Raw genomic sequence first — 25,710 nt, 5'->3', positions numbered from 1 at the left:
TTCGTCAACCATTATCGGCGTTCGGGACATCGCTGTGCCGATGCCTTGAAGAAAACCCGGTGTGTAGCACGACGCCATACCGTTTGTCGGGACGCGCTCAGCCACTTGAGATTTTCGATACACTCATTTTGTCCATCACCCGCTTGATCGACGGCGCTACTGCTGATGTCGCATAGAACCTCGCCGGCAGGCTGTTGCTGCTCCAACCTCTATAGTGCTGCCCACTCACGTTGATCAACGACGGGCGCACGCGGTGCTCTGGCCATCGTCACGTTTACTTATCGCTTACATGAAAACGACTTTATATCGAGCCCCCAACGACATTGCACTGACGGTACATCTCCCTGACGTCGAGTCTCCGGTGCCGGTCATTATCTTGTGCCACGGATTCTGCGGCATCCAGGAGTTGCTGCTGCCTGCGTTTGCGCAGGCCTTCGTCGGTTCAGGCTATGCGGCCGTCACGTTCGACTACCGCGGCTTTGGCGCGAGCGGTGGCGAACCCGGTCGTCTGGTCCCGGCCATGCAGATCGAGGATATTCACACCGTCATCGATTTTGTGAAAACACTGCCTGACATGGATGCCGGTCGCATCGGGCTGTGGGGCACGTCGCTCGGCGGCGGTCACGTGCTGGCTGCAGCGGCCAATGACCCATCGATCAAGGCCGTTGTTAGTCAACTCGGCTTCGCGGACGGAGAACGGGTCGTCACACGCAATATGACCGACGCTGAAAAGCTTGCATTCATCTCCACATTGGAGCGTATGAATGAAAAAAAGCGCAGCACGGGCAGGGAGATGCTGGTCCCCATCACGAAGGTGCTGACAGACCCGCAGTCGAAAGCGTTCGTCGAGGAGAGCCGGCAGCGATATCCGGCAATGGATATCAAGATTCCATTTTTAACCGTCCGCGAGATGCTGAACTACAAACCGGGGGTGCATGCCGCTCGCGTTGCATGCCCAGTGCTGGTGGTCGTGGCGGGCGACGACGGAGTGAATCCGCCAGACCACGGTGAGGAACTCTTCGCGGCGCTCGGAACGCCTGTGAAAAAGCTTCATATCGAAGAAGGCGCTGGGCATTACGACATGTACGACGGGCCGCACTTCGCAAGCAGTATCGACGTGCAGATCCGGTGGTTTCGCGAGCACATCTAGCCAGGCCGGCTGTTCGCGCATCGCTCATGGGAATGCGCAACACGTCGAGGCGTGACTTTCCTTATGCGGCTCAAGCAGGCTGATTAGCCAATCGCAAAGCCGGGCGCTTCGGGCAATGCGCCCGGCTTTCCGGAGTTCAAGGGCGAATCACGACGTTAGCGCGCAGAATCGCGAGATCGATCGCTTGCGAAACTCAAGGAGAAAGCCATGGCCGGTGTGGGTACCGAGAAAGTATTCGAGAACGACAAGATCATCGTGTGGGACCTCGTGCTTGATCCGGGTCAGGAGACGCCCATACATACCCATATGCATTCGTACATGTGGTACGCAATCGAAGGCGCGCCGCTGCGCATCTTCGACGAACACGGCAGCGACCTCGGCATTTTCGAGGTGTCGACGGGCGGGGTCTACTCACTACTGTGCGAAAACGGATACCTCGAAATACTGTCCAATGTAGGCAAGGGAATGCGCGTTCCCGCAACTCATAAAGCGCGAAACGAGGGCGATACGCGCTATCGCGAGATATTGGTGGAGTACAAGTAGCGCGGCAGCGCACGGACTACCGCGCCAGTTCGTCGAACTCGATCTTGCCGCCTTTCATCACCAGCGGAATGCGCTCGCCTTGCCCCGTCAAACAGGCTATATCCTTAAGCGGATTACCGTCGACGACGATCATATCGGCCCACGCGCCCGGCGCGATGCAACCGAGTTTCTCCGGCAAGCCGAGCACCTCCGCACCGATTACCGTCGCGCTGCGGATCGCCTCGGCCGCGCCCAGCACGTCGGCGCGAATCAGAAACTCATTGCTTTGCAATCGCTGCGACGGGCCGAGCAGATCCGAACCGAAGCCCATTTTCACGCCTGCATCGCGATAGATTTCAAGCGAACGCCTTCCCGCTTCGCGCACGTCCTCGATTTTCGCCACGCTTTCTTCGGCGAGCCCGTATTGCGCACCTTCGCTTGCGAGCGCGTCGTAAGTGACGAGCGTTGGCACGACATAGGTGCCGGCATCGGCCATCAGCTTCGCGGTCGGCCCGTCGATCAGGTTGCCGTGCTCGATCGTGCGAACGCCCCAGCGTACGACGCGCGCAATCGACTCGGCCGTATACGCATGCGCCATCACATACGTGTGCCGCGCGCGAGCCTCGTCGACGATCGCGCGCACTTCGTCTTCGGCGAAGCCAAACGCGCCGACCGGATCGGTTGGCGATGCGACGCCGCCCGATGCCATGATCTTCAGATGATCGGCACCCATCTGCAGTTCTTCGCGCGCGGCCTTGCGCACTTCGTCGACGCCGTCCGCGACGCGCGACAACGCACCGACGCGTACGCAGCAGCCGCACGGTGCGCTAGCGCCGATATAGTCGGAGCGAGAGCGCATATCGCCGTGGCCGGCGGTCGGACTCAGCGCGCGGCCAGCGACGAACATGCGCGGCCCGACCGCAAGCCCGCTTTCGATGGCCTGCTTATACGGCGCGTTTGCGCCGCCCGCGTCTCGAACAGTCGTAAAGCCGCGCCGCAGCATGCCGCGCATGAGCGGCACCGAGCGTAACGTCACGAGGACATTCGGCACATGCACGAGCTGCGCCAGATTCAATTGCACGGCGACCACATGCACGTGCAAATCGATCAGGCCGGGCATCAGCGTTTTGCCCTTGAGGTCGATGATGCGCGCGGTGGTGCTTTGCAACGGTTGGTCGGACACTTCCTTCACCAGACCGTTCTCGACGAGCACATCGCGCGTTTCGAGCAATTCGCCGTGCAGCGGGTCGAGCAGGGCGGCATTCCTGAACAGCGTAGATTCCACGACTTTCTCCTCATTCAAGCGTGACACGTCCGATGTGGAGCGTACGAGCCTGCTAACCAGATATGCGAATGTTTTGCAGTGCTACACCGCTTCGCTTGCGGCGATATCTTCGAGCGAGCGGCCGCGCGTGGGTATGCCCATCACGAGCACCGAAATGGCGCCGAGCAGCAGCACGATAGTCGTTGTGCCGAATACGCCCCCAAAGCCGAATTTCGGAAACAGATAGCCGACGAGTATCGGCGAAGCGATCGCGCCGATGCGTCCGATTGCCGATGCAATTCCGGTGCCGGTCGTGCGCACGGCGGTTGGAAACACTTCGGCGGTGTACGCATACACGCCGGCGTACGTACCGTTCATAAAGAACGACAGTAAGATTCCCGATAGCATGATCTCGCCGCCGGTCGACGCAAATGCCATGCCGAGCGCGCACGCGCCGCCAAGCACCATGTACGAGGCGATCGTCGCTTGCCGGCCGATGCGTTCATTGAACCACGATGCGCTGAAGTAGCCAGGCACCTGCGCCAGATAGATCGCGACCGAATAGCCGAAGCTTTGTGTGATGCTCATGCCGCGCTGCACGAGCAGGCCCGGAATCCAGGTGAAGAACGCGTAGTAGCTGAAGGTGATCGACAGCCACATCAGCCAGGTCATCGCCGTAATGCGCACCTGTTTGCCGACCCATAAAGCGCGGATATTCGCGAGCACCGTGCCGGTCGTCGCGGAAAACGACCCGCTCGCGACGATCGGCTCAGGCTCGGGCAACGCGATACCGGCTGCAGCGAACTCCTTTTCGATTTTCGTCAGCACGCGGTCGGCTTGCGCGGCGTGGCCGCGGCTTTCGAGCCAGCGCGGCGATTCGGGCAGCGCGCGGCGCCACCACAGCAGCATGACGACCGGCACCGCGGTGATGTAGAGCACCGCGCGCCAGCCAGAAGAAAACGCCGGGACGATGAAATAGCCGAGCAGCGCCGCACCGACAAAGCCGAACGAAAAGAAGCCCGCGAGCGAGCCTGTGAAGAGCCCGCGATAGCGGCGCGCGACGAACTCGGCAAGATATGGCGCGATGATCGCGCTCTCTGCGCCCGTGCCGACGCCGGAAACGATCCGCGATGCGAGAAAGGCGGGCCACGAATGAGTCGTGGCGCTGACGATGGTCGCGACGCTATACAGCAGCAGCGCCCACATCATTACCTTGCGCCGGCCGATCAGGTCGCCGAGTGTACCCGCGAACAACGCGCCGAAGAAGTAGCCGATGAAATTGCCGCTACCGAGCACGCCGGTCTGTACGCTCGTCAGAGCCCAGTCGTGACGCAGTACCGGCAGCACGAATGCAACGGCCGCGGCGTCCATCGCATCGAACGTGTAACCGAGACCGCCCATCAACAGCAGACGCTTGTGAAAACGCCCGAACGGCAGGCGCTCGATGCGGCCGGAAATCGTCGACACGGATTGTCTCTCCCATTGTCCAGAACGGCGCCTGGAGAAGCGGATGGCGGACGTTGCACGCAGCACCGCCGATTCTAGAGCTATGCTCAACGTCATAAATATTTATAATCGTGATCCGCCATATAAATGCGATGAATGGAGGCGCGATGAACTTCAGGACACTCGATCTGAACCTGCTCAAAGTGTTCGAGGCGCTGATGTCGGAGGGCGCGGTCACGCGCGCGGCGTCGAAGCTGTCGCTCACGCAGCCGGCGGTCAGCAATGCGCTGAGCCGTTTGCGCGAGGCCTTCGACGATCCGCTGTTCGTGCGCAATGGCGCAGGCGTTACGCCGACGCAGCGAGCGATTGCGCTGTGGGGGCCGGTCGGCGAATCGTTGTCGCGCATTCGCGCGGTGCTCGACGAAGAAACCTTCCTCGCCCAGAGCGCGCAAGCGAGCTTCAGTCTTTCGATGTCAGACTATGTCGCGAGCATCGTGATGCCGCAGCTCGTTGCGCGCTTTAGCGGTACAGCGCCGGGGTTGCGTTTTCATTCGGTGCCGAACATGCTGCTCGATGCGCCGACACTGCTCGAAGACAATCGCGTCGATTGCCTGATCGGCGTATATGTGAACGAGACCTTGCCGCCTGCCTATATCCGCTCGCGTTCGTTGTGGACCGTCGACTATGCATGCCTGATGCGGCACGATCATCCGCTTGCAAGCGCTGGCCGTCTGACCACGCGGCGTTTTCTTAACGCGCGGCATGTCGACATCAGTCTTGCGGGCCAGACGCAACCGTCGTTCGATATATTTCTTGCGTCGCGCGGCCTCAAACGCAATCTTGTCACAACCGTCAATCACTATTCGGTCGCGTGCGAAATGATCCGCGCCAGCGATCTGATCGCGGTGATGCCGAGCGACTTGTGCGAACGTTTCGGTATGAGCGGCGAGCTCGTCGGCTTGCGTGCGCCGCTCGAAGCGCCCGAGCGCGTGATTAGCCTGTTCTGGCATCAACGCAACGAAACCGTGCCTGCGCACCGATGGTTGCGCGAGCAACTGGTGGGCATGTTCGGTGTTGCGTAGACGAAGGCACGGCGCACGGATCACGAGCGCAACGCTAGAACGGATACAAACGGATACTCAGCGGTTCTCGCAACTTGCTGGCACACTAGCGGTCTTGCGGCCGCGAGTCGATCCCAAATCGTGAACATCCAGGAGGCATTCATGAAGATTCATCATCGCCGTTTCGGCCGTACCGGCTGGGACGTTTCGGAAATCGGCTTCGGTGCGTGGGCGATCGGCGGTTCGTGGGGCGACGTGTCCGACGCGGATGCGCGCGAGGCGCTGCATGCAGCGCTCGACGCAGGCGTTACGTTCATCGATACGGCGGATGTCTACGGCGACGGCCGCTCGGAGCGGATCATTCGCGACGTGCTGCGCGAGCGCGGCGGCGCGCGGCCCGTGGTTGCGACGAAAGCAGGGCGCAGGCTGAATCCGCATATCGCCGACGGTTATACGAAGGCCAATATCGAAGCGTTTATCGACCGAAGCCGCGAGAACCTCGGCGTCGATACGCTCGACCTCGTGCAATTGCATTGCCCGCCCACCGATGTCTACTTCCGCCCGCAACTGTTCGACGGGCTCGACGAACTCGTCGCCGCAGGCAAGCTGCGCCACTATGGGGTGTCGGTCGAACGCGTCGAAGAGGCGCTGAAGGCGATCGAGTATCCGAATGTCGTATCGGTGCAGATCATCTACAACATCTTCCGGCAGCGGCCTGCACAATTGTTCTTTCGCGAAGCGCAGGCGAAGAATGTCGCCGTGATCGTTCGCGTGCCGCTCGCCAGCGGCATGCTGACGGGCAAGCTCGATGCGCAATCGACGTTCGCAGCGGACGACCATCGCAACTTCAATCGCCATGGTGAAGCGTTCGATGTCGGCGAGACTTTTTCGGGCGTGCCATACGACGTCGCACTGGAAGCGGTCGAAGCGTTGCGCGCGGATGTGCCGCAAGGCGCGACCATGGCTCAGTTCGCGCTGCGCTGGATTCTGATGGAAAAGGCCGTCTCGGTTGTCATTCCGGGTGCGAAAAACGCGGTGCAGGCGAAAGCCAATGCCGAAGCAAGCGCGCTTGGCGCCTTGACCGAAGAGACGATGGCGCACGCGCGCCGCATCTACGATCGACTGATCGCGCCGCACGTGCATCAGCGTTGGTAAGAAAACAGGTAGGCAGGCTACGGTAAATTGCAAAAACGGGTCGCTAGCGAAAAGCGACCCGTTTCTGCTTAAGCCGCGAGCAAACGTCAACGAATGCCGCGCTTACCGTTTCTCATCGTTCGATGCCCGAGACTCGCGCTGACTCGCTAACGAGCGATCCCGCGCCATACGGCAAATCGATTGCCGGCGATGAATGTCGTTCCGCATGGGCGCGACGCATCGGCTTCAACACGAAGACCGCGAGCAGCGCAGCAACAGCCGCCATACCGGCTGCAAGCATGAACACCGCGTGCCAGCTTCCCGTGGCGGCGGTAATGACGCTGGTGAACGGTACGAGCAGGGCCGCGGTGCCCTTTGCCGTATAGAGCAGACCCGCATTCGTCGCGGCGAACTTCGGCCCATACGTGTCGCCGCAAGTGGCGGGGAAGAGGCTATAGATTTCACCCCATGCGAAGAACACGATACCCGTCAGGATGACGAACGCAGTCGGGCTGTGACCATATCGCGACAGCGCAACGATGCCGATCGCCTCGATTGCGAACGCGACGAACATCGTATTTTCGCGGCCGATGCGGTCCGACACCCAGCCGAAGAACGGCCGTGTCAAACCGTTGAGCACGCGGTCGATCGTCAACGCGAACGTCAGCGCCGGCAACGTAAGCCCTGCCAATGAAACCGGGGAGTCCTGCAATCCGAAGTCTTTGGCGATCGGACCAAGCTGTGCCGTTGCCATCAGCCCGCCCGCGGCCATCATCACGAACATCAGGTACATGACCCAGAACACCGGCGAACTCACCACTTCGCGAGGTGTCGCGTTGTAGATCGTGCGCTTCACCGCGTTGGCCGTGCCCGTTGCAGCGGCCTTCGCGCTTTCGAGCAGGCTCTTCGGTGGCGCGAGCAATGCAAGGCCCAGAATGAACACGATAATTCCCTGGCCCAAGCCGAACCACAGGAATGTCGCTTCATAGCCGCTGCTCTTGATCATGTTCGCGATCGGCACGACCGTCGCTGCGGAGCCCATGCCGAAACCGGCTGCGGTGATCCCGGCCGCAAGCCCGCGGCGATGGGGAAACCACTTGAGCGCATTGCCGACGCAGGTGCCGTACACCGCGCCTGCGCCGATGCCGCCGATTGCGGCCGCGAAATAAAGCAGCGGCAAGGATGACGCGACCGAGTTCAGCGCCCACGCAAGCGCGCACAGAATGCCGCCGCCGACAACGACCGGCCTCGGCCCGAAGCGATCGACGAGATACCCTTCAACGGGCACGAGCCACGTTTCGGTGACCACGAAAATCGTGAACGCCACCTGGATCGCTGCGCGCCCCCACTGGTATTTCTCGTTGATCGGGTTGACGAATAGTGTCCAGCCGTACTGCATATTGGCGATCATCGCCATGCATATCACGCCGAATACAAGTTGTACCCACGGCGACGCCATCCACGACGACGCTTGTCCCGCCTGTTCCTCTCGATCCGCTCTCATGATGTCTCCGATGTATGACTGCCTTGATTTATGTACGTGGGGAAGGAGACGACCGGGCTGTGTCGCCGCCAACCTGACTCAAGCCTGGTGAAAGGCAGTTTTAGGGCCGGCCATAAGTCGATACAGTATGTGATATATCAAGTAAGTCAAGAGAAAGGATTGGCGGGGTTTTCACCAGGCGATTCGTCGAACGAAAGGAAAATGAAGGCAGCGCATGAATGGCGCGTGTCAGGCAAAAAAAAGCCCGCCGGACAAGCGTCGGCGGGCGAGGACATGCGGCGAGACAAAGCGGGTTCGCGACATGCGTTACCTTTATAGATGAAAGTAAAACGTAATGTAAAGTTTTTTATTTGTAGGTGTTGGTGCGGCGCCGCACAGGCTTGCGCGAGGCGCTAGACGTCCGCCGCGATCGCGCACAGCAATGCGGCCAGCGCGGCGGGCTGCGTCACGTGCGGCGAATGGCCGGACGATAGCGTATGAACGATGGTTGCATTGCCCATTGCCACGTCGACAGCCGAGATCAAATGGTCTTGTGCAATGGGCATCATCGACGCATCGCTGGCCGTTCGGATGTAGTGCCGCGGCACACTGCCGAAGCGTTCGCGCGTCATTTCGGATGGCGCAACAAGCGCGCTTACCGGCTCGTCGCAATGCAGCAGCGAAAGTTCGTCGTCGAGTGCCGCGTCGTCGATGTCGCCGTAGAAGGCGTACCTGAGTAAATCGCGATATGCGGGGTCCGGACTGCGCGGATCGATGCGTGACGCACCGGTCTTTAACGGATCGCTTCTGCTCAACAAGCCGATCAGCGAGTTGTTCATGGTTGGATGTGCGCGAATCTTTGCGGGCACCTGGCCGGGCGGCACCAGGTATGCGGCCAGATAGACTGCCGCATGCACGAGTTCGGGACGCGCTTGTGCAACGCCGGTAACCGTCACTCCGCCGAGCGAATGGCCGACCGGAATCACGGGCAAGGCCGTTTGCCGATGCATGTCCTCGATCCATCCAATCGCGGCCTGCGTACGGTCGTCCTGCGATATTCCTGTATTCAAGGTCGGTTCGGCCGCGAACGTTTCGTTATCGCGTGGCTGCCGCAGATACGACGCCGGCTGCTTCGCGTGCGCGCCCGCGCCGGGCAGGTCGTACGCGCGCACGATATGGCCGCGCGCTTCGAGCAGCGGAGCCAGATGACGCCATGTGGAAGCGCCGTGCCAGGCGCCGTGAATCAGCAGGAATGATGGTTTATCGGTAGGCATGTTATGGGGAGGCGGAGCGTGAGGGTTTGCATGTTGATGGGCGCCCGATGACTAGCCTTGCATACGATGCGGCATAGCGCGTGCGTCGAGGGGTTTCATCGACATAACAATCGCTGCACGCGAAAATTCCTCCAGCCGTTCAGGCGCTTGCGCACCGCGTTCCAGCTTTCAATTGTTTCGGCGTAAAAAATGGAACCTTACGCGTCGCATTCAAACGTCCCCATGATGCGCGAAGCTCTGCTATGTTTCGTGCGCGCGGCGAGAACCACGCGCCGCATGACTACCTCACGCGCTCCCCTCCATGTCCATCAACAGTGTGCTGCAAAGCGCGTTTACCCATCATCGCGAAGGTCGTCTCGATCTCGCTGAAAATCTGTACCTCGAAGTAATCAAGAGCGCACCCACGCACTGGAGCGCCCGCTTCGGTCTGGCCGAGGTGTTGAACCGGACGAACCGGCATGACGCGGCGATAGGCTGGTTGATGCCGATGCTTGCGGAGGATCCCGACGAATGCGTGCCTGTGCATCGTGAGCTTGGGTTTGCGCACGCCAGCGCCGGGCGTCCTCGGCGTGCGCTCGAGCATTTCAGAAGCATCCTCGAAAAGCAGCCGAACGACCCTGAAACGCTGCACCTCGTTGCGAACTTCGAGCAGTCGCTGCATCTGAACGAGGAGGCCGATGCGCATTACCGTCGCGCACTCGAGCACAAGCTGCTTGTCAACGTGCCGTCGGCGGTCAAGCCGTCGCCGTTCAGCGTGCTGTTCGTTTTCGCGCCCGGGCGCGGCAATACGCCATTTTCGTATCTCGTCGAAGGTGCGCCGTTCGAGAGCAACGTGCTGAACCTGCTGCAAGACTTCAAATACGACAACGAAGTCTTGCGCAATAGCGGCGATGTGGTGGTGAATCTGATCGCCGATGTCGATCAATGCGGCCCGATGCTCGCGTTGGCGGAACAGTTCGTCGAGCAGATCGGTAAGCCCGTCGTCAATCATCCGCGACGGATTGCGTACACGGGACGCGAATCGATTGCGAAGCTGATTGCCGATACGCCGGGATGCATCGTGCCGCAAACGCGCTTGTACACCACCGCCGAACTGCGCGCGCTGATCGCCGACGAAGCGGCGTTTCCTTGGACGTTTCCGTTGCTCTTGCGGCGCGCCGGCACGCACGGCGGCAACGACTTCGAACTGGCGCATCTGATGTGGCAAGTGCGTGCGTTCGTCGAACGGCACGGCGACAGTTGCGACTACTATCTGACACCGTTCGTGGATTACCGATCGCCGGACGGACATTACCGCAAGTACCGCTTTTTCTACGTCGACGGCGAAATCCTGCCGTACCACCTCGCCATCGGCGACCAGTGGAAAGTGCACCACGCTACGACCGCTATGGCGCGCACGCCGTGGATGCAGGAAGAGGAGCGGACCTTCCTCGAAAATCCCGCGAGCGTATTTGGCGAAACGCAGTATGCCGCGCTGCGTGCGATCGGCGAGACGATCGGGCTCGACTACTTTGGCATCGATTGCGCGCTCGATGCGCAAGGCGCGGTCGTCGTGTTCGAGGTGAACGCCTGCATGCTGGCGCACGGCGACAACGAGTCATTTCCCTACAAGACGGCAAGCGTCGAGCGGATCAAACGCGCATTTCACGCGATGCTTGGCCGCATCGCTTCGCCCAAGGCTCAAAACGAGGACGAGGGCGTGAGCCCGCGCGCCGCCAACGCCGGTTGACTACGCTTCGAGTGCGAGCGTTGCGAATGTCGCAAGCCAGTGCTCGCCCATGTAGTCGCCGGCCACATGCCCGAGCGCGTCTTGCAGATGATGCTCGGCGGCTTCGAGCAGCGCCGCGCGCCGCGCATCGCTTTCGGGCAACGCGCGTGCAAGCGAGCGTTGGCACCATGCGCGGCTGAGGTTGAGTCCGTCGAGATGCGCGATCTTGCCGTCGCTGCGATCGGACACCGCCGCAGGCGCGAACAGCGTGGCGGGCTCGCGTGACGCAAGCGCGGGCAGAAAGCGCCTGAACCAGCCATCGAACTCGGCGGGCGCGAGCACGCGGCGCATCAATTCCGCTTCCATCAACGACGGCGACAGAAATTCGTCGCCGGACGGCTCCCACGCCTGACAGCCCGCATCGTTCAGATACCAGCGTCTCGCGGTATCGACGATCAGCGTTTCGAGCGATCTGCGCGACGAAGACGCACGCGCGAAATCGAGCGCGTGCGTTAGCGCAAACGCGGTATTGAAGTGCGTACCGACACGGAGCGGATAAGTCGACTTCGGAAGAAATTCCTCGAAGCGTTCGACGAACGCATTCGCGAGCGGGGCGATCGCTTGTGCCCAACGCGCGGCCTGCGGTAGCTTCAATGCCTCGACCTGTGCCGCGAGCGCAAGCATCCACGCCCAGCCGTACGGACGCTCGAAGCCGCGATTATGGGGCAAGTCCAGATACGCGCGCTCGCCGGCCACGTTCGCGTTGGTGAAATGCGCGTCGACCAGTTCAACGATGCGTGCGGCTTCGGGCAAATCGGGAAAGCGGTCGACAAGGCGCAGCACGAGCCAGTACCCGTGTACGCACGAATGCCAGTCGAAGCTGCCGTAGAAGATCGGATGCAGTGATCGCGGGCTTTGCACATCATGCGGGCCCGCGAGCCGATGGGTCAGCTGGTTCGGATACTCGCGCGTCAGGTGGTCGAGCGCGAGATTCGCGAATTTCGATGCGACGGCGGCAGTGAGCTGGGTGGCCATGAGAGCTTTATCAGGAGCGGGCTATCTGCAAAGACTCGACGCCGCGAAGTTGCGAGCGCTTGTGCCAGCGCAGATCGTCGAGGTTGGTGATGCGCATATCCGGCAGCCGCGAAAACAGCGTGCCCAGCGCGGCTTCGATTTCCATCGTTGCGAGCCGCGCGCCCAGGCAAAAGTGCAGGCCGCCGCCGAAGCTCAGTATTTTGACATCCTTGAACGACCGGTCGATCTTCAGTCTGTCGGGCTCGGCGAATTTCTCGGGATCGCGGTGCGCCGCGCCGAGCCAGACGAACACCACGTCGCCGCGTGCGACCTGAACGCCCGCGACCTCCGCATCTTCGAGAGCGACCCGCATGGTCGACTGCACCGACGTTTCATGGCGCATGCACTCCATGATGACATTGGGCAGGATCGCCGGATTGGACCTGGCGAGGATGAGTTGCTCCGGATGCCGATGCAAGGAAACCAGTGAGTTGCCAATGATGTTCGTCGTGGTTTCATGACCGGCCACAAACAGAAGCAGAACATTCGCAACAAGCTCCTCGTTCGTCATCACCTCGCCCTCTTCTTCGGCGGCCACCATTTGCGATATGAGGTCGTCGCCCGGATTGCGCCTGCGCGCCTCGAATAGCGCGGTGAAATACCGCTGCAGTTCGAGCACGGATTCGTTCGCTTTGCGCAGCTGCTCTGCGTTCATGACATTGACATCGAGCACGCTGGATGCATCGTCGCTTAGCCGCTTTAACATCGGCGCATCTTCCAACGGCACATTCATGATCGTGCAAATGATCTGCGCGGGCAGCGGAAACGCAAAATCGCGGATGATGTCCGGTTGATCGCTGGCGATCAACGCATCGGCAAGACGATGCGAAATTTCATGCGAGGCGAGGCGAAAGCGTTCCAGCTGGCGAGCCGTAAAGGATTTCATCACCAGTGCGCGCAGCCGCGTATGGGTTGGCGGGTTGAGGCCGGCCAGCATGTGGCGCGCCATCCGAAAGATCGGCTCGTCGACCGCTGCGTTTCCGTATCGCGCCTTCACGCTGGCCTCGATACCTTTGCCAAAGCGCCGATCGAACAGCAAATCGTGCACGACTGAATAGCGTCCGGTCACATATAGCCCCGCGGAGAGTTTCACAAGAGGCCCGGCGGCGCGCATCTCATCATAGAGCGGATAAGGATTGTTGAAGAACGCAGCGTTCGAAAAATCGCTGAATTGCATCGCATGGCTCCTGTAGACGGATAGACGAAAACCGACGACGGGCACCGTGCGCCGCTCCTCATCGAGAAACGCAGACAATGCCACTCCGTAAACAGGAACAGTCATGCGATCGACGTTATTCCAGCAAGCCTGCGCGATTCGTGATGCGTTGTCGCTTCTCCGGCGGCCTTCTCGTCTTTTTGCTGCCGTGATTTGAGTAATGCTTAATCCGTCACTATCGGAATTCAGCGTGCCGCATTCCTAAAACAACTCGCGAATGCGGTGATACAGCATGCCGAGTTCGAGCGCGGGGGCGCGCAACGCGGGGCCGCCAGGAAAGCGCGCGTGCCGTATCTTCGCGAAGAGGTCGAGCGCCGTGCGGTCTTGCGCGATCGCCTGGGCTATCACGCGTCCCGCGATCCCCGTCAGCGCAACGCCGTGGCCTGCGAAGCCTTGCAGGTAGAAATAGTTCGGATCGATCGCACCGAAGTCCGGCGCGCGATTGCGCGTCACGTCGACGAAACCGCCCCATGCATATTCGATGCGCACATTGGCGAGTTGGGGGAAAACCGCGAGCATCCGCTTGCGAATCGCCTCGGTGATCTGTGCAGGCGCCATGCTTGTCGATGTTGCGCGGCCGCCGAATAGCAAGCGGTGGTCCGCGGACACGCGAAAGTAGTCGAGAAAAAAGTTGTTATCGCAAACTGCGGCGCGTCCGGCTATGAGCGCATCCGCACGCGCTTCTTCGAGTGGTTCGGTCGCAACGATATATGACGCGATGGGTGCGATGCGTGCTGCGATTGCCGCAGGCAGCACGTTGCCGAGCGTCGCGTTGCCACATGCGGCAACGAACCGGCAGCGCACTTCGCCGCTCGTTGTGCGTACAACCGGTTGCGCGCCGCGTATCACTTCGACTACAGGCGAATGCGCAAAAAGTCGCGCCCCTTCCTTGCGCGCTGCGTCAGCGAGGCCGAGACAATATTTGAGCGGGTGCAAATGTCCGGAAAATGGATCGTAAACGCCCGCCAGGTAGCGGTCGGACGCGACGCGCGAGCGAATCGCATCGCGCTCGATCCATTTCAGATGCGGATAGCCCCAGCGGGTCGCGGCCGCACCCATCCATGCGCGAAGTTCCTCGATGCGCTTTTCCCTGGTGGCGACGGTCAGGTAACCCTGCGTGAGATCGCAGTCGATCCCATAACGCTCGATCCGCTCGCGCACCAGTGCGACGCCGGCCACGGAAAGAGACCAGGCGGCGCGCGCACCGTCGGCGCCGAGCGCTTGTTCGATCACATCGTCTTTGGCGAAACCGACCAGCATCTGTCCGCCGTTGCGTCCCGACGCACCCCAGCCAGGCCGGTGTGCGTCGAGCACGATGACAGACAGGCCGCGTGCGCGGCACTCGAGCGCGACGGACAAGCCCGAGAACCCCGCGCCTATCACGCAGACGTCGGCTTCGAGCGTGCCTTCGAGGATCGGGTCGTCGGTAGCGGGGCGCAGGACGTTGGCCTCGTAGTACGAGTTCTGGATAAGTGCGTCGGCGCGGCGATCGAGGGTAGCGGGCATCGAAAACGTGTTGGCGATTGCGTATCGGGAGGCAGGCGGATATGCTGGTGACCAGCCCGAGATTCTACCGTCATCCCGCTTCCATTCCCGATCACTACCTCGCAAAACGCATGACTGATTCAATGTCGATGCGGCGCCGCCGGATCGGCGCATTGCACTTGCGGACATTCAGCTACGTCGCGAAATACAACTATGCCTGTATGGATTTGCGATCGGTTGAAGACGAACTGGCTAGCTTGAACCTCTTCACGTACTAATGTGAAATCAATGGCATCCTGCCTGTCGCGCGGTCGCATCGATCGCACGCTTTGCCTTCTCCACGATCTCGTCGATCTCATTCTTCGTGATAACGAGCGGCGGCGACAGCAACATCCGGTCTCCTGTCGCGCGCATGATCAGATTGTCGTTGAAGCAGAAATCGCGGCACACCGTGCCAACCTCCGCGCCATTTTCGAAGCGGCGGCGCGCAGCGGGTTCCCTCGCGAGTTGCACGCCGGCAACGAGCCCGGTACCGACCACCTCGCCGACAATCGGATGCCCCGCAAAGGTCTCGCGCAACAGCGCCTGAAAATACGGCCCCGTTTCATGCCTGACACGCTCGACAATGCCTTCGTCGCGCAACAACGTGAGATTGGCGATCGCGACGGCGGCAGCGACCGGATGGCCCGAATAGGTCATCCCGTGATTGAATTCGCCGTTCTCGATCAGTGCTCCTGCGATACGGTCGTGCAAGCCGACCGCGCCCATCGGCACATACCCGCTTGTCATTCCTTTCGCTAGCGTAATCAGATCGGGTTCGAAGCAAAAGTGCTGATGCGCGAACCATTCGCCGGTGCGCCCGAATCCGCCGATCACTTCATCGGCGACGAGCAGCACATCGTACTTTCGACAAATGCGCTCAATTTCAGGCCAATAGCTCGACGGCGGAAAAATCACCCCACCTGCTCCCTGGAAAGGCTCACCGATAAATGCGGCAACGTTCTGTGCCCCGAGCTCCAGAATTTTTGTTTCGAGTTGCCGGGCGCGATTGAGGCCGAACGCGTCAGGCGTGATGTCGGTCGCCGCTTCGCCGAAGAAGTACGGCTGATCGATATGCACGATATGCGGCACTGGCGACGGCATCTGCTCGTGCATATAGTCCATGCCGCCCAATGTGCCGCCCGCGATTGTCGAGCCGTGGTAACCGTTCGTGCGTGCAATCACATACTTCTTGCCGGGTTTGCCGAGCGCCGCCCAATATCGATGCGCGATTCGCAGCATCGTGTCGTTGGCCTCGGAGCCGCTGTTGCAATAAAAGAAGTGATTGAACGGCGCAGGCGTCAATTCGGCAAGCAGCGCCGACAGCTCGATCACGGGCGGATGCGTGGTCTTGAAGAAAGTGTTGTAAAACGATAGTTCGCGAATCTGCCGATAGGCCGCGTCAGCGAGTTCCTTTCGGCCATAGCCGACATTCACGCACCAGAGACCTGCCATCCCGTCGATAATCCGGTTTCCATCGGAATCCCACAGGTAAACCCCTTCCGCTTTCACTATCACGCGGCTGCCGGTGCGATTCAGCGTTCCCATGTCGGAGAACGGATGGATGTGATGTGCAGCGTCAAGCGTACGGTACTCGGCGGTGCTGCGTGTATGCCGCATTGCTTCGACTTGCGGTTCGTCATGTGTCGCCGGCGTTTGCGTCGCATAGAGGCTTGCTTCTGTCGTAAAACTCATGGTCGGCTCCGGTATGGTTAGACATGCAGCAGCAGATGCCTGCGTTCCCACGAGCTGATCACGCGAAAGAACGCTTCGTATTCGGTTTCCTTCAGTGTCAGGTAGGCCTTGACGAAGCGCTCTCCGAGCGTTTCGGCCAGCGGCGTGCATGCCGACATCAGCGTGAGGCCCTCTTCGAGATTGCGCGGCAGTTGATACGGCATCTGATAACCGTCGCTCGACAGCGGCTCGGTCGGACGCAGATACTGCGTCATGCCGAGGTAGCCGGCCGCGAGCGTGCCGGCAATCGCCAGGTACGGATTGCAGTCGACGCCCGGAATCCGGTTCTCGATGCGCCGCGCGCCAGGCCCCGAATGCGGAATGCGAAAACCGACCGTGCGGTTGTCGTAGCCCCATTGCACGTTGATCGGCGCCGCCATGAAACGCGACAGCCGCCGGTACGAGTTGATGTACGGCGCGAAGATCGGCATCAACGCAGGCGTGTACTTCTGGAGGCCCGCAAGATACCCGTGGAAGAGGGCGGTGGGCTCGCCGTCGTGGCCGGTAAACAGGTTTTCGCCGCTATGGCAGTCGACGAGACTTTGATGCACGTGCATGGCCGAACCCGGTTCGCCCTCCATCGGCTTCGCCATGAAGGTCGCGTACATCTGATGACGCAATGCCGCTTCACGCACGGTGCGCTTGAACAGAAACACACGGTCCGCCAGGTTGAGCGGGTCGCCATGCAGGAAGTTGATTTCCATCTGCGCGGCACCCACTTCGTGAATCAGCGTGTCTACTTCGAGTTCCTGAACGTCGCAGTATTCGTAGATGTCTTCGAAAAGCGGGTCGAATTCATTGACCGCTTCGATCGAATACGCCTGCCTCCCTGTTTCGGCGCGACCGGTGCGGCCGATGGGCGGCTGAAGCGGCAGGTCCGGGTCCTTGTTCATATCGACGAGATAGAACTCGAGTTCGGGCGCGACGATCGGCTTCCAGCCCTTCTCCCGATAGAGATCGAGCACGCGCCGCAAGACACGGCGCGGCGAGATTTCAACAGGTGTGCCGTCGAAATGCACGCAATCGTGGATGACCTGCGCGGTCGGATCGACGGCCCACGGGATGATGCGGATCGTCGATGCATCGGGCACGCATACCATGTCCGGATCGGTCACGCCGGTCAGGCTGCCGTCCGACGGGTAATCGCCCGTTACGGTCTGCACCATGACGGCCTGCGGCAGGCGCATCGATTCGCCGGATTCGAACTTGCTGCGCGGAATGATCTTGCCGCGCGCGATACCGGCCATATCCGGAATGATGGCTTCGATCTCGGTGATGTGATGCTTCTTCAGAAATTCATCGATGTCGTACATGATTGTTCTCTCTGTGGGCTCGCCACTGCGTAAGTGTTGTCCGCCAGCGCGCACGTCCCTGGATTGGAAGGCTTTGCTCAGATCGTCGTTCTGTCGGCGATGACGCCGATCAATGGTTTTGTTTGCATGACTAATGGCCGAACATAACGTGTCGGGAGAGATGAGAGAACGCGTATGAATAGCGTTCTTTGGTGCAACCGCGGTCAGCGCATCGCACTACGCGATGCGAATAGCCAGGCTACGCGCCGCGCATGGCGGCGTGCCACATGAGGCGCGCGTCGACGAACGCACGCGCGCTTAGCGTTGATAGCAATGTCGGCACGCGCGCAATCGCGCCGCTGGGCGACGCAAACGCGTGCACAGACAAGGCGAAACAGAGCGGTAGCGAAAAAGGGAACGCCGGAAGAGGCGCTAGGGCAGCAGGGACGCGACGCCGTCCGAATGAATGGCGACGAAGGCGCGTGCGCAGACGACGTTGTGGCGTCTGACCGAACGGCGGGAAAGAATGGCGAAGACGGGCAGGAAGCGGCGCAATGCAAGTAGTGCGTGCATGCCGCTACCGATACCGTCGGCGTTGGTGTCAGCGCGAAGACACCTCGCGGGCTGACGACGGTTCCACCTTACCAAAGGGCCTCGGATTCTCACGATGACACTCGATCTGGCGACGTTAAAAAGATGGCCTTACATAATCAGGATATACGAGCCAGAAAGCGTGTCAATTCCTTTCAAGGTGTGTACATGACACGTGCATCGCAACGAAAATGTGCGGCTTTCATGCACCGCGGCTGCCGTTGTCCTTGCGCGAACGTCGCGTCTCGCGTGTGGGTGCTGTTTCCCGCAGCGCGGCTTCCGCCTGTTCGAGCCGGCGCGTCGCCTCGCTTACGTCATGGCGAAATTGCGCAAGCGCTGCGCGCGAGACGTCGGGCGGTTGTAGCGCGGACCACAGGACGTCGATGAGCCGGTCCGCGGTTGCATCGATATCGGAGCGGCGATTGGCGAGCGTCGCCTCCCACAGCACATGCTCCATCGGCCCGAACACGAGCGAGCGCAACAGGCGCAGCGGCATGTCGGCGCGCACCTGGCCCGTGGCCTGCCCCTGTGCGAGCACGCGCATCAGCGGTGCGGTATAGCGCCGGTGCAGTCCCGTTAGCGCCTCGCTCAGCTCATGCTGCTGCGTGCGCCCTTCGGACAGCACGAGCGAACACAGGCCGGTGCCGTTGACGAGCATGAGCCGCAAGTGGGTGCGCACGATGAACGCGAACTGCTGACGTACGCCGCCGTCGCGCGGCAGGCCTGCTTCGATCGCCTCGATGATTTCGTCGTACCAGTCTCCGATCACGCGTGCGCACAACTCGCGCTTGCCGCGGAAATAGCTGAATACGGTGGCTTCGGAAACGCCGAGACGATGCGCGATCTCCGCCGTGGTCGCCCGCTCGTATCCTTTCTCGGAGAACACGTCGCGGCCGGCTTCCAGAATTTCCTTCACACGCTGCTGCGACTTGCGTCCCGCCGGCTGCCGGCGTGAGGCCGGTGTCTCGTCCCTTGTTACGCGCATCATATGAGCCCAATTCAGATTTCAGTGCCGGATGGTCCGGCGCCAGTCGATACTAGCATGGCACGTAAGGCTTCAGTACGCTTGCCGTTTTATGAGCTTCGCTCAGAAATACCTATTGACGCTTACGTAAATCTGGCGTGAAATGCGCACTGTAACGGTGTTTTCGATGGTACCTTGTAGCGGCAAACCGTGTTCGTCGGTCGCGGAAAATCTTGAGCCTGGCTCAGAAAATTCGCGCTACTGCAATGCGGCATACGCGTCGCGCATCGGCCTCACGCTGGCTGCGCTGCACATCGGGCCTTATCTAGACCTTGTATCTAGACCTTGTATCTAGCCTTTGTATCAGGTCCCGTACCGCGCGTCATCACGGGCCGCCGCATCCAGGCCGCACCGCCGACCGCTCACCTGGGAGATTCGAATGAGCAACTTGCCCGGCCTGCAATTCCCGCTCGGCGAAGAAGTCGAAATGCTGCGTGACAGCATCGCGGGGTTCGCAGCAAACGAAATCGCACCGCGTGCCGGCGAAATCGACCGCACCGATCAATTCCCCATGGATCTCTGGCGCAAGTTCGGCGATCTCGGCGTGCTCGGCATGACAGTGGCGGAGGAGTACGGCGGCGCGAACATGGGCTACACCGCGCATATGGTTGCGATGGAGGAGATCTCGCGTGCATCGGCGTCGGTCGGGTTGTCTTACGGCGCGCATTCGAATCTGTGCGTGAACCAGATCCATCGCAACGGCACCGAAGCACAGAAGCGCAAATATTTGCCGAAGCTCGTGTCGGGCGAGCACGTCGGCGCGCTGGCGATGAGCGAGCCGAATGCGGGCTCGGATGTCGTCAGCATGAAATTACGTGCGGACAAAAAGGGCGACCATTACGTGTTGAACGGTACCAAGATGTGGATCACCAACGGTCCCGATTGCGATACGTTGGTCGTCTATGCGAAGACGGACATCGAAGCGGGCGCGCGTGGCATCACCGCGTTCATCGTCGAGAAGGGCATGCGCGGTTTTTCGGTTGCGCAGAAGCTCGACAAGCTCGGTATGCGCGGCTCGCATACCGGCGAACTCGTGTTTCAGGACGTCGAGGTGCCGCAGGAAAATGTGCTCGGTGAACTGAACGGCGGCGTCAAGGTGTTGATGAGCGGGCTCGACTACGAGCGTGCCGTTCTGGCGGGCGGCCCGACCGGCATCATGGCCGCCGTGATGGACGCCGTGGTGCCCTATGTGCACGACCGCAAGCAGTTCGGCCAGTCGATCGGCGAATTTCAGTTGATCCAGGGCAAACTCGCCGATCTCTATACGACGTTTCAGGCATGCCGCGCATATCTGTATGCGGTGGGCCGCAATCTCGACACGCTCGGCAAAGATCATATACGTCAGGTGCGCAAGGATTGCGCGGGCGTGATTCTCTATACGGCGGAAAAGGCCACATGGATGGCCGGCGAGGCGATCCAGATTCTCGGCGGCAATGGCTATATCAACGAGTATCCGGTTGGCCGCTTGTGGCGCGATGCGAAGCTATACGAGATCGGTGCGGGAACGAGCGAAATTCGCCGCATGCTGATCGGCCGCGAGCTGTTTGCCGAAACAATGTAGCGGCGAACCGGATCGTATCGCGGCGTGGCGGCCCGCAATAGCAACAAAAGCACGCGAGGCATCAGAAGAAGGAGAAGCATACAATGCCGGTCATCGAAACGAAGTTGAACCCGCGCTCGGAGGATTTCCGCGCGAACGCCGCCGCACTCGAAGCGCTCGTCACAGACCTGCGCGGCAGGATCGCCAAGCTCGCGCTCGGTGGCGGAGAGGCCGCGCGCGACAAGCACGTATCGCGCGGCAAGCTGTTGCCGCGCGAGCGCGTGGCGCAACTGCTCGACCCCGGCACGCCGTTTCTCGAACTCTCGCAGCTTGCCGCATTCGGCATGTATAACGATGACGCACCGGGCGCGGGCGTCATCACCGGCATCGGACGGATCGCAGGGCAGGAGTGCGTGATCGTTTGCAACGATGCGACTGTCAAAGGCGGCACGTACTACCCGATCACCGTCAAGAAGCACGTGCGAGCGCAGGAGATCGCCGCCGAAAACCGCTTGCCTTGCGTGTATCTCGTCGATTCCGGCGGCGCCAATCTGCCGAATCAGGACGACGTGTTTCCCGATCGCGACCACTTCGGCCGTATCTTCTACAACCAGGCGAATCTCTCCGCCGCGGGCATTCCGCAGATCGCCGTGGTGATGGGATCGTGCACGGCGGGCGGCGCCTACGTGCCGGCCATGAGCGACGAGTCGATCATCGTAAGGAACCAGGGCACGATTTTTCTTGGCGGGCCGCCGCTCGTGAAGGCCGCGACCGGTGAAGAAGTCAGCGCCGAAGACCTGGGCGGCGGCGATGTGCACACGCGTTTGTCGGGCGTAGCCGATCATCTTGCCCGGAACGACGCGCACGCGCTCGCCATCGCGCGCAGCATCGTCGCGAATCTGAACCGGCGCAAGGATCAGCCGCTCGCGCTGCGCGAACCGAAGCCGCCGCGTTACGACGCGAAGAGCATCTACGGCGTGATTCCGGTCGATACGCGCAAGCCGTTCGATATTCGTGAAGTGATCGCGCGCATCGTCGACGATTCCGCTTTCGATGAATTCAAGGCCCGCTACGGCACGACGCTCGTCACGGGGTTCGCGCACATCTGGGGGCATCCGGTCGGCATCGTTGCAAACAACGGCATACTCTTTTCGGAGTCTGCGTTGAAGGGCGCGCATTTCATCGAACTGTGCTGCCAGCGCAAGATTCCGCTCGTGTTCCTGCAGAACATCACGGGCTTTATGGTCGGCCGCAAGTATGAGAACGAAGGCATCGCGCGCAATGGCGCGAAGATGGTTACCGCGGTCGCGACGGCGAAGGTGCCGAAGTTCACGGTGATCATCGGCGGATCGTTCGGCGCGGGCAACTATGGGATGTGCGGCCGTGCGTATTCGCCGCGTTTTCTGTGGATGTGGCCGAACGCGCGCATTTCGGTGATGGGCGGCGAGCAGGCCGCATCGGTGCTCGCCACCGTGAAGCGCGACGGTATCGAAGCGAAGGGCGGCACATGGAGCGCGGCCGAAGAAGAGGCTTTCAAGCAGCCGATTCGCGAGCAATACGAGCAGCAGGGCCACCCGTACTATGCAAGCGCGCGGCTATGGGACGACGGCGTGATCGATCCGGCGCAAACGCGCGACGTGCTCGGACTCGGGTTGTCGGCTGCGATGAACGCGCCGATCGAGGACACGCGTTTCGGCGTGTTCCGCATGTAATGCAGCGGATGCAATGCGGCGCACGGAATGCGCAGGATCTTGCAGGCTCGCGCGAGGAGTTTCGAATGGTGAATGAACTGAACCCTGAAACGCTGATCGTCGAATTCACGCATCAGGTGGCGACGGTCACGCTGAATCGTCCAGACGTACGCAACGCGTTCAACGAAACGATGATCGCCGAGTTGACCGCGGTGTTTCGCGAACTCGGCGAGCGCGACGACGTGCGTGCCGTCGTGCTCGGCGCAAACGGCAAGGCGTTCTGCGCGGGTGCGGACCTGAACTGGATGAAGAAGATGGCCGGCTACTCGGACGACGAGAACCGCGCCGACGCATTGCGCCTTGCCGATATGCTGTGGTCGATCTACCGCTGCCCGAAGCCCGTCATCGCGCGCGTGAACGGCGATGCATACGCGGGCGGGATGGGTCTGATCTCCGCATGCGATATCGTGATTGCCGTCGACACCGCGCATTTCTGCCTCTCCGAAGCCCGTTTGGGCCTGATTCCGGCGACCATCGCACCGTACGTGATCCGCGCACTCGGCGAACGCGCTTCGCGCCGTTACTTTGCGACGGCCGAGCAGTTCGATTGCGCGACCGCGCTGCGGCTCGGTTTCGTCAGCGAAGTGGTCGGCGCAGACAAGCTCGACGACACCGTGCAGCAACTTGCGGCCATTCTATGTTCGAACGGACCGCGCGCGGTGCGCGCCAGCAAGCAACTCGTGCAGGACATCGCAGAGCGCGAACTCGACCGGGCCCTGATCGAGGAAACGGCCGTTCGCATCGCGCAGGTGCGGGCTGGCGCGGAAGGGCGCGAAGGCGTGGCATCGTTTCTCGAGAAGCGCGCGCCCGTGTGGCGCACACAATAAGTCAACAGGCAAACTACAGCGCCAGGGCAGACTCATGTTCAACAGGATCCTCATTGCGAACCGAGGCGAAATCGCATGCCGCGTTGCGGCTACGTGCAAGCGGCTCGGCATTGCAAGCGTGGCGGTCTATTCCGATGCGGATGCGAACGCGAAGCACGTCGCAGCTTGCGACGAAGCCGTGCATATCGGCGGCTCGACGGCGACGGAAAGTTACCTGCGCATCGAGCGCATTATCGACGCGGCGCGCGCAAGCGGCGCGCAGGCCGTGCACCCGGGCTACGGCTTCCTGTCGGAGAACGAAGACTTCGCGCAGGCGTGCAAGGCGGCCGGCCTCGTCTTTATCGGGCCGCCCGTCGAGGCCATCGCCGCGATGGGCTCGAAGGCCGCCGCCAAGGCACTGATGCATGCCGCCGCGGTCCCGCTCGTACCCGGATATCACGGCGCCAATCAGGACGCTGATCTGCTCAGGCGCGAAGCGGACGCGATCGGCTACCCGGTGCTGCTGAAAGCAAGCGCGGGCGGCGGCGGCAAAGGCATGCGCGTCGTCGAGCGTGGCGACGATTTCGCGGCGGCGCTCGTGTCGTGCAAACGCGAAGCGGCGAGCAGCTTCGGCAATGATCGCGTGCTGATCGAAAAGTATCTGACGCGGCCGCGCCACGTTGAAGTGCAGGTGTTCGCCGATACGCATGGCGGCGCGGTCTATCTGTTCGATCGCGACTGCTCGGTGCAGCGGCGTCACCAGAAAGTGCTCGAAGAAGCGCCCGCGCCCGGGCTCTCCGATGCGCTGCGCCGTGCGATGGGCGAAGCAGCGGTCGCGGCCGCGCGCGCGGTCGACTATGTCGGCGCCGGCACCGTCGAATTCATCATGACGGGTGGCGACTTCTACTTCATGGAAATGAACACGCGGCTGCAGGTCGAGCATCCGGTCACCGAGATGGTGACGGGGCACGACCTCGTCGAATGGCAGTTGCGCGTCGCGGCCGGCGAAGCGCTGCCATGTGTGCAGCAGCAGTTGCAGCTAACCGGACACGCGATCGAAGCGCGCATCTATGCCGAGCATCCGGCGCGCGGTTTTCTGCCGTCGACGGGCACGCTCAAGCATTTGCGCATGCCGGAAGGCGTCGAGTTCACGGTCGGCGTGCAGCAGGGCGGTCCGCGTGCGCCCGTGCGCATCGACAGCGGCGTGCGCGAGGGCGACACGATTACGCCGTTCTACGACCCGATGATCGCGAAACTGATCGTGTACGGCGCGACGCGTGCTGACGCGTTGCAGCGCATGAGCCGCGCGTTGCAGGCATGCGAAGTGGTCGGGCCGCATACGAATGTCGAGTTTTTGCGGCGGATCGTGACAAGCGAGCCGTTCGCGAGCGCCGACCTCGATACCGGTTTGATCGAACGTCATCGCGATACGTTGTTCGCACCGACGCAAAAGCCGTTCGACGCCGCGCTTGCGCTTGCCTGTGCGGCCCTGCTCGAGCGCGAGGGCGATGATGCGGCGGGCGGCGCTGCTGCCGCGAGCGGTACGTCGCCGTGGGAAGCGCTCGCACACTGGCGTCTGAACGGCGGTTATCGACGGACGTTGAACTGGAACGAAGTCGAAAGCGATGCGCCGTTCGCGGTCACCTTCGCACGCGACGGTGACGTGCAGGCGCTCGAATTCGCGGGTCGTGAGGCGCCGTTCGCGTGGTGGGCCGGCACGACGCCGCACGAATATGGTGCGACGCTTGGCAATGCCCGCGTGACGGGCCGCGTGTTTATCGATGGCGATACGTTCCATGTGTTCTGCCGCGGCGAGGCGCTCGCATTCGAATGGCAGAACCTGCTTGCGCATGCCGCGGACGCCGAGCATGGCGAAGGACGCCTGACGGCGCCGATGCCGGGCAAGGTCATCGCGGTGCTCGTCGAGCCCGGCGAAAAGGTCGAAAAGGGCGCACCGCTGATCGTGATGGAAGCGATGAAAATGGAGCATACGATCGGCGCGCCTGCTGCGGGTACGGTGGCGGAACTGCTGTACGCGGTCGGCGATCAGGTCGCCGAAGGGGCGCAATTGCTCGTGCTGGCAAGCGAATGATCCGCATAGTGTGAGCGCCCGCAA

21 protein-coding genes are annotated in these 25,710 nt (G+C 61.5%); 10 read left to right on the top strand and 11 right to left on the bottom strand.

What is annotated here, in order from left to right:
• Positions 1 to 289 precede the first annotated feature (289 nt).
• Positions 290 to 1,150, top strand: coding sequence for a UilS family quorum-quenching N-acyl-homoserine lactonase (gene uilS, locus BTO02_RS32075; RefSeq protein ID WP_075160985.1), 861 nt, complete (start codon positions 290 to 292; stop codon positions 1,148 to 1,150).
• A gap of 207 nt (positions 1,151 to 1,357) precedes the next feature.
• Positions 1,358 to 1,693, top strand: a complete 336-nt coding sequence (locus BTO02_RS32070; protein ID WP_075160984.1) for a hypothetical protein — start codon at positions 1,358 to 1,360, stop codon at positions 1,691 to 1,693.
• A gap of 16 nt (positions 1,694 to 1,709) precedes the next feature.
• On the opposite strand, the gene BTO02_RS32065 is transcribed toward BTO02_RS32070, so the two are convergent.
• Together BTO02_RS32065 and BTO02_RS32060 are read right to left on the bottom strand one after the other, a co-directional pair.
• Positions 1,710 to 2,957, bottom strand: a complete 1,248-nt coding sequence (locus BTO02_RS32065; protein ID WP_075160983.1) for a metal-dependent hydrolase family protein — start codon at positions 2,955 to 2,957, stop codon at positions 1,710 to 1,712.
• Between the two features lie 81 nt (positions 2,958 to 3,038).
• Positions 3,039 to 4,403: an MFS transporter gene (locus BTO02_RS32060; protein ID WP_075160982.1), complete on the bottom strand. Its 1,365-nt coding sequence runs from the start codon at positions 4,401 to 4,403 to the stop codon at positions 3,039 to 3,041.
• A gap of 146 nt (positions 4,404 to 4,549) precedes the next feature.
• On the opposite strand from BTO02_RS32060, the gene BTO02_RS32055 reads away from it, so the two are divergent.
• Both BTO02_RS32055 and BTO02_RS32050 read left to right on the top strand, forming a co-directional pair.
• The gene (locus tag BTO02_RS32055; RefSeq protein WP_075161596.1) at positions 4,550 to 5,464 is read left to right on the top strand and encodes a LysR family transcriptional regulator; all 915 of its coding nucleotides are present in this window, start codon (positions 4,550 to 4,552) and stop codon (positions 5,462 to 5,464) included.
• Between the two features lie 147 nt (positions 5,465 to 5,611).
• Positions 5,612 to 6,598, top strand: a complete 987-nt coding sequence (locus BTO02_RS32050; protein ID WP_075161595.1) for an aldo/keto reductase — start codon at positions 5,612 to 5,614, stop codon at positions 6,596 to 6,598.
• Positions 6,599 to 6,710: 112 nt separating this feature from the next.
• Here BTO02_RS32050 and oxlT read toward each other — a convergent pair whose 3' ends face one another.
• Positions 6,711 to 8,081, bottom strand: a complete 1,371-nt coding sequence (oxlT, locus tag BTO02_RS32045; protein WP_075160981.1) for an oxalate/formate MFS antiporter — start codon at positions 8,079 to 8,081, stop codon at positions 6,711 to 6,713.
• 392 nt (positions 8,082 to 8,473) lie between these two features.
• Positions 8,474 to 9,334 (bottom strand): alpha/beta fold hydrolase, encoded by an 861-nt coding sequence (locus BTO02_RS32040; RefSeq protein ID WP_075160980.1) that lies wholly within the window; start codon positions 9,332 to 9,334, stop codon positions 8,474 to 8,476.
• 301 nt (positions 9,335 to 9,635) lie between these two features.
• Between BTO02_RS32040 and BTO02_RS32035 the strand changes: the two genes are divergently transcribed.
• On the top strand, positions 9,636 to 11,063 hold the full coding sequence (locus BTO02_RS32035) for a tetratricopeptide repeat protein (RefSeq protein WP_075160979.1): 1,428 nt from the start codon (positions 9,636 to 9,638) through the stop codon (positions 11,061 to 11,063).
• Here the strand turns inward: BTO02_RS32035 and BTO02_RS32030 are convergent, their stop codons facing one another.
• The 3 genes from BTO02_RS32030 to BTO02_RS32020 all read right to left on the bottom strand — a co-directional run bounded on the left by BTO02_RS32030 (position 11,064) and on the right by BTO02_RS32020 (position 14,838).
• On the bottom strand, positions 11,064 to 12,077 hold the full coding sequence (locus BTO02_RS32030) for a DUF2891 domain-containing protein (protein WP_075160978.1): 1,014 nt from the start codon (positions 12,075 to 12,077) through the stop codon (positions 11,064 to 11,066).
• 10 nt (positions 12,078 to 12,087) lie between these two features.
• Positions 12,088 to 13,371, bottom strand: a complete 1,284-nt coding sequence (locus tag BTO02_RS32025; protein WP_232243604.1) for a cytochrome P450 — start codon at positions 13,369 to 13,371, stop codon at positions 12,088 to 12,090.
• 162 nt (positions 13,372 to 13,533) lie between these two features.
• Positions 13,534 to 14,838 (bottom strand): NAD(P)/FAD-dependent oxidoreductase, encoded by a 1,305-nt coding sequence (locus BTO02_RS32020; protein ID WP_075160977.1) that lies wholly within the window; start codon positions 14,836 to 14,838, stop codon positions 13,534 to 13,536.
• 41 nt (positions 14,839 to 14,879) lie between these two features.
• Here BTO02_RS32020 and BTO02_RS32015 point away from each other — a divergent pair, with 41 nt between their 5' ends.
• Positions 14,880 to 15,095, top strand: a complete 216-nt coding sequence (locus BTO02_RS32015) for a hypothetical protein (RefSeq protein WP_075160976.1) — start codon at positions 14,880 to 14,882, stop codon at positions 15,093 to 15,095.
• A 7-nt stretch (positions 15,096 to 15,102) separates the two neighbouring features.
• Here the strand turns inward: BTO02_RS32015 and BTO02_RS32010 are convergent, their stop codons facing one another.
• The 4 genes from BTO02_RS32010 to BTO02_RS31995 all read right to left on the bottom strand — a co-directional run bounded on the left by BTO02_RS32010 (position 15,103) and on the right by BTO02_RS31995 (position 19,461).
• Positions 15,103 to 16,476 carry an aspartate aminotransferase family protein gene (locus BTO02_RS32010; RefSeq protein ID WP_232243697.1) on the bottom strand — a complete coding sequence of 458 codons (1,374 nt, stop codon included), beginning with the start codon at positions 16,474 to 16,476 and terminating at the stop codon, positions 15,103 to 15,105.
• Between the two features lie 92 nt (positions 16,477 to 16,568).
• The gene (locus BTO02_RS32005; protein WP_075160974.1) at positions 16,569 to 17,903 is read right to left on the bottom strand and encodes a glutamine synthetase family protein; all 1,335 of its coding nucleotides are present in this window, start codon (positions 17,901 to 17,903) and stop codon (positions 16,569 to 16,571) included.
• A 411-nt stretch (positions 17,904 to 18,314) separates the two neighbouring features.
• The gene (locus BTO02_RS35330; RefSeq protein ID WP_075160973.1) at positions 18,315 to 18,530 is read right to left on the bottom strand and encodes a hypothetical protein; all 216 of its coding nucleotides are present in this window, start codon (positions 18,528 to 18,530) and stop codon (positions 18,315 to 18,317) included.
• Positions 18,531 to 18,675: 145 nt separating this feature from the next.
• On the bottom strand, positions 18,676 to 19,461 hold the full coding sequence (locus BTO02_RS31995) for a TetR/AcrR family transcriptional regulator (protein WP_075160972.1): 786 nt from the start codon (positions 19,459 to 19,461) through the stop codon (positions 18,676 to 18,678).
• Positions 19,462 to 19,876: 415 nt separating this feature from the next.
• Here BTO02_RS31995 and BTO02_RS31990 point away from each other — a divergent pair, with 415 nt between their 5' ends.
• The 4 genes from BTO02_RS31990 (at position 19,877) to BTO02_RS31975 (ending at position 25,686) form a co-directional block, all read left to right on the top strand.
• Complete coding sequence (locus BTO02_RS31990) at positions 19,877 to 21,058, top strand: isovaleryl-CoA dehydrogenase (RefSeq protein ID WP_075160971.1); 1,182 nt, start codon at positions 19,877 to 19,879, stop codon at positions 21,056 to 21,058.
• Positions 21,059 to 21,141: 83 nt separating this feature from the next.
• Positions 21,142 to 22,749, top strand: coding sequence for a carboxyl transferase domain-containing protein (locus BTO02_RS31985; protein ID WP_075160970.1), 1,608 nt, complete (start codon positions 21,142 to 21,144; stop codon positions 22,747 to 22,749).
• A 77-nt stretch (positions 22,750 to 22,826) separates the two neighbouring features.
• Positions 22,827 to 23,615, top strand: coding sequence for an enoyl-CoA hydratase/isomerase family protein (locus BTO02_RS31980; RefSeq protein WP_198039354.1), 789 nt, complete (start codon positions 22,827 to 22,829; stop codon positions 23,613 to 23,615).
• Between the two features lie 34 nt (positions 23,616 to 23,649).
• On the top strand, positions 23,650 to 25,686 hold the full coding sequence (locus BTO02_RS31975) for an acetyl/propionyl/methylcrotonyl-CoA carboxylase subunit alpha (RefSeq protein ID WP_075160969.1): 2,037 nt from the start codon (positions 23,650 to 23,652) through the stop codon (positions 25,684 to 25,686).
• Positions 25,687 to 25,710 lie beyond the last annotated feature (24 nt).

Source organism: Paraburkholderia sp. SOS3 (assembly GCF_001922345.1).
Classification (GTDB): Bacteria; Pseudomonadota; Gammaproteobacteria; order Burkholderiales; family Burkholderiaceae; genus Paraburkholderia.
This window is presented reverse-complemented; position numbering and strand designations above follow the sequence as displayed.

Bases quoted from the DNA above. Each gene is read 5' to 3' on its own strand.
- BTO02_RS32020 (WP_075160977.1), bottom strand. From the start codon at position 14,838: ATGCCCGCTACCCTCGATCGCCGCGCCGACGCACTTATCCAGAACTCG.
- BTO02_RS32015 (WP_075160976.1), top strand. From the start codon at position 14,880: ATGCTGGTGACCAGCCCGAGATTCTACCGTCATCCCGCTTCCATTCCC.
- oxlT (WP_075160981.1), bottom strand. From the start codon at position 8,081: ATGAGAGCGGATCGAGAGGAACAGGCGGGACAAGCGTCGTCGTGGATG.
- BTO02_RS32035 (WP_075160979.1), top strand. From the start codon at position 9,636: ATGTCCATCAACAGTGTGCTGCAAAGCGCGTTTACCCATCATCGCGAA.
- BTO02_RS32010 (WP_232243697.1), bottom strand. From the start codon at position 16,476: ATGCGGCATACACGCAGCACCGCCGAGTACCGTACGCTTGACGCTGCA.
- BTO02_RS32030 (WP_075160978.1), bottom strand. From the start codon at position 12,077: ATGGCCACCCAGCTCACTGCCGCCGTCGCATCGAAATTCGCGAATCTC.
- BTO02_RS32055 (WP_075161596.1), top strand. From the start codon at position 4,550: ATGAACTTCAGGACACTCGATCTGAACCTGCTCAAAGTGTTCGAGGCG.
- BTO02_RS31985 (WP_075160970.1), top strand. From the start codon at position 21,142: ATGCCGGTCATCGAAACGAAGTTGAACCCGCGCTCGGAGGATTTCCGC.
- BTO02_RS31995 (WP_075160972.1), bottom strand. From the start codon at position 19,461: ATGATGCGCGTAACAAGGGACGAGACACCGGCCTCACGCCGGCAGCCG.
- BTO02_RS32005 (WP_075160974.1), bottom strand. From the start codon at position 17,903: ATGTACGACATCGATGAATTTCTGAAGAAGCATCACATCACCGAGATC.
- BTO02_RS31975 (WP_075160969.1), top strand. From the start codon at position 23,650: ATGTTCAACAGGATCCTCATTGCGAACCGAGGCGAAATCGCATGCCGC.
- BTO02_RS32070 (WP_075160984.1), top strand. From the start codon at position 1,358: ATGGCCGGTGTGGGTACCGAGAAAGTATTCGAGAACGACAAGATCATC.
- uilS (WP_075160985.1), top strand. From the start codon at position 290: ATGAAAACGACTTTATATCGAGCCCCCAACGACATTGCACTGACGGTA.
- BTO02_RS31990 (WP_075160971.1), top strand. From the start codon at position 19,877: ATGAGCAACTTGCCCGGCCTGCAATTCCCGCTCGGCGAAGAAGTCGAA.
- BTO02_RS32040 (WP_075160980.1), bottom strand. From the start codon at position 9,334: ATGCCTACCGATAAACCATCATTCCTGCTGATTCACGGCGCCTGGCAC.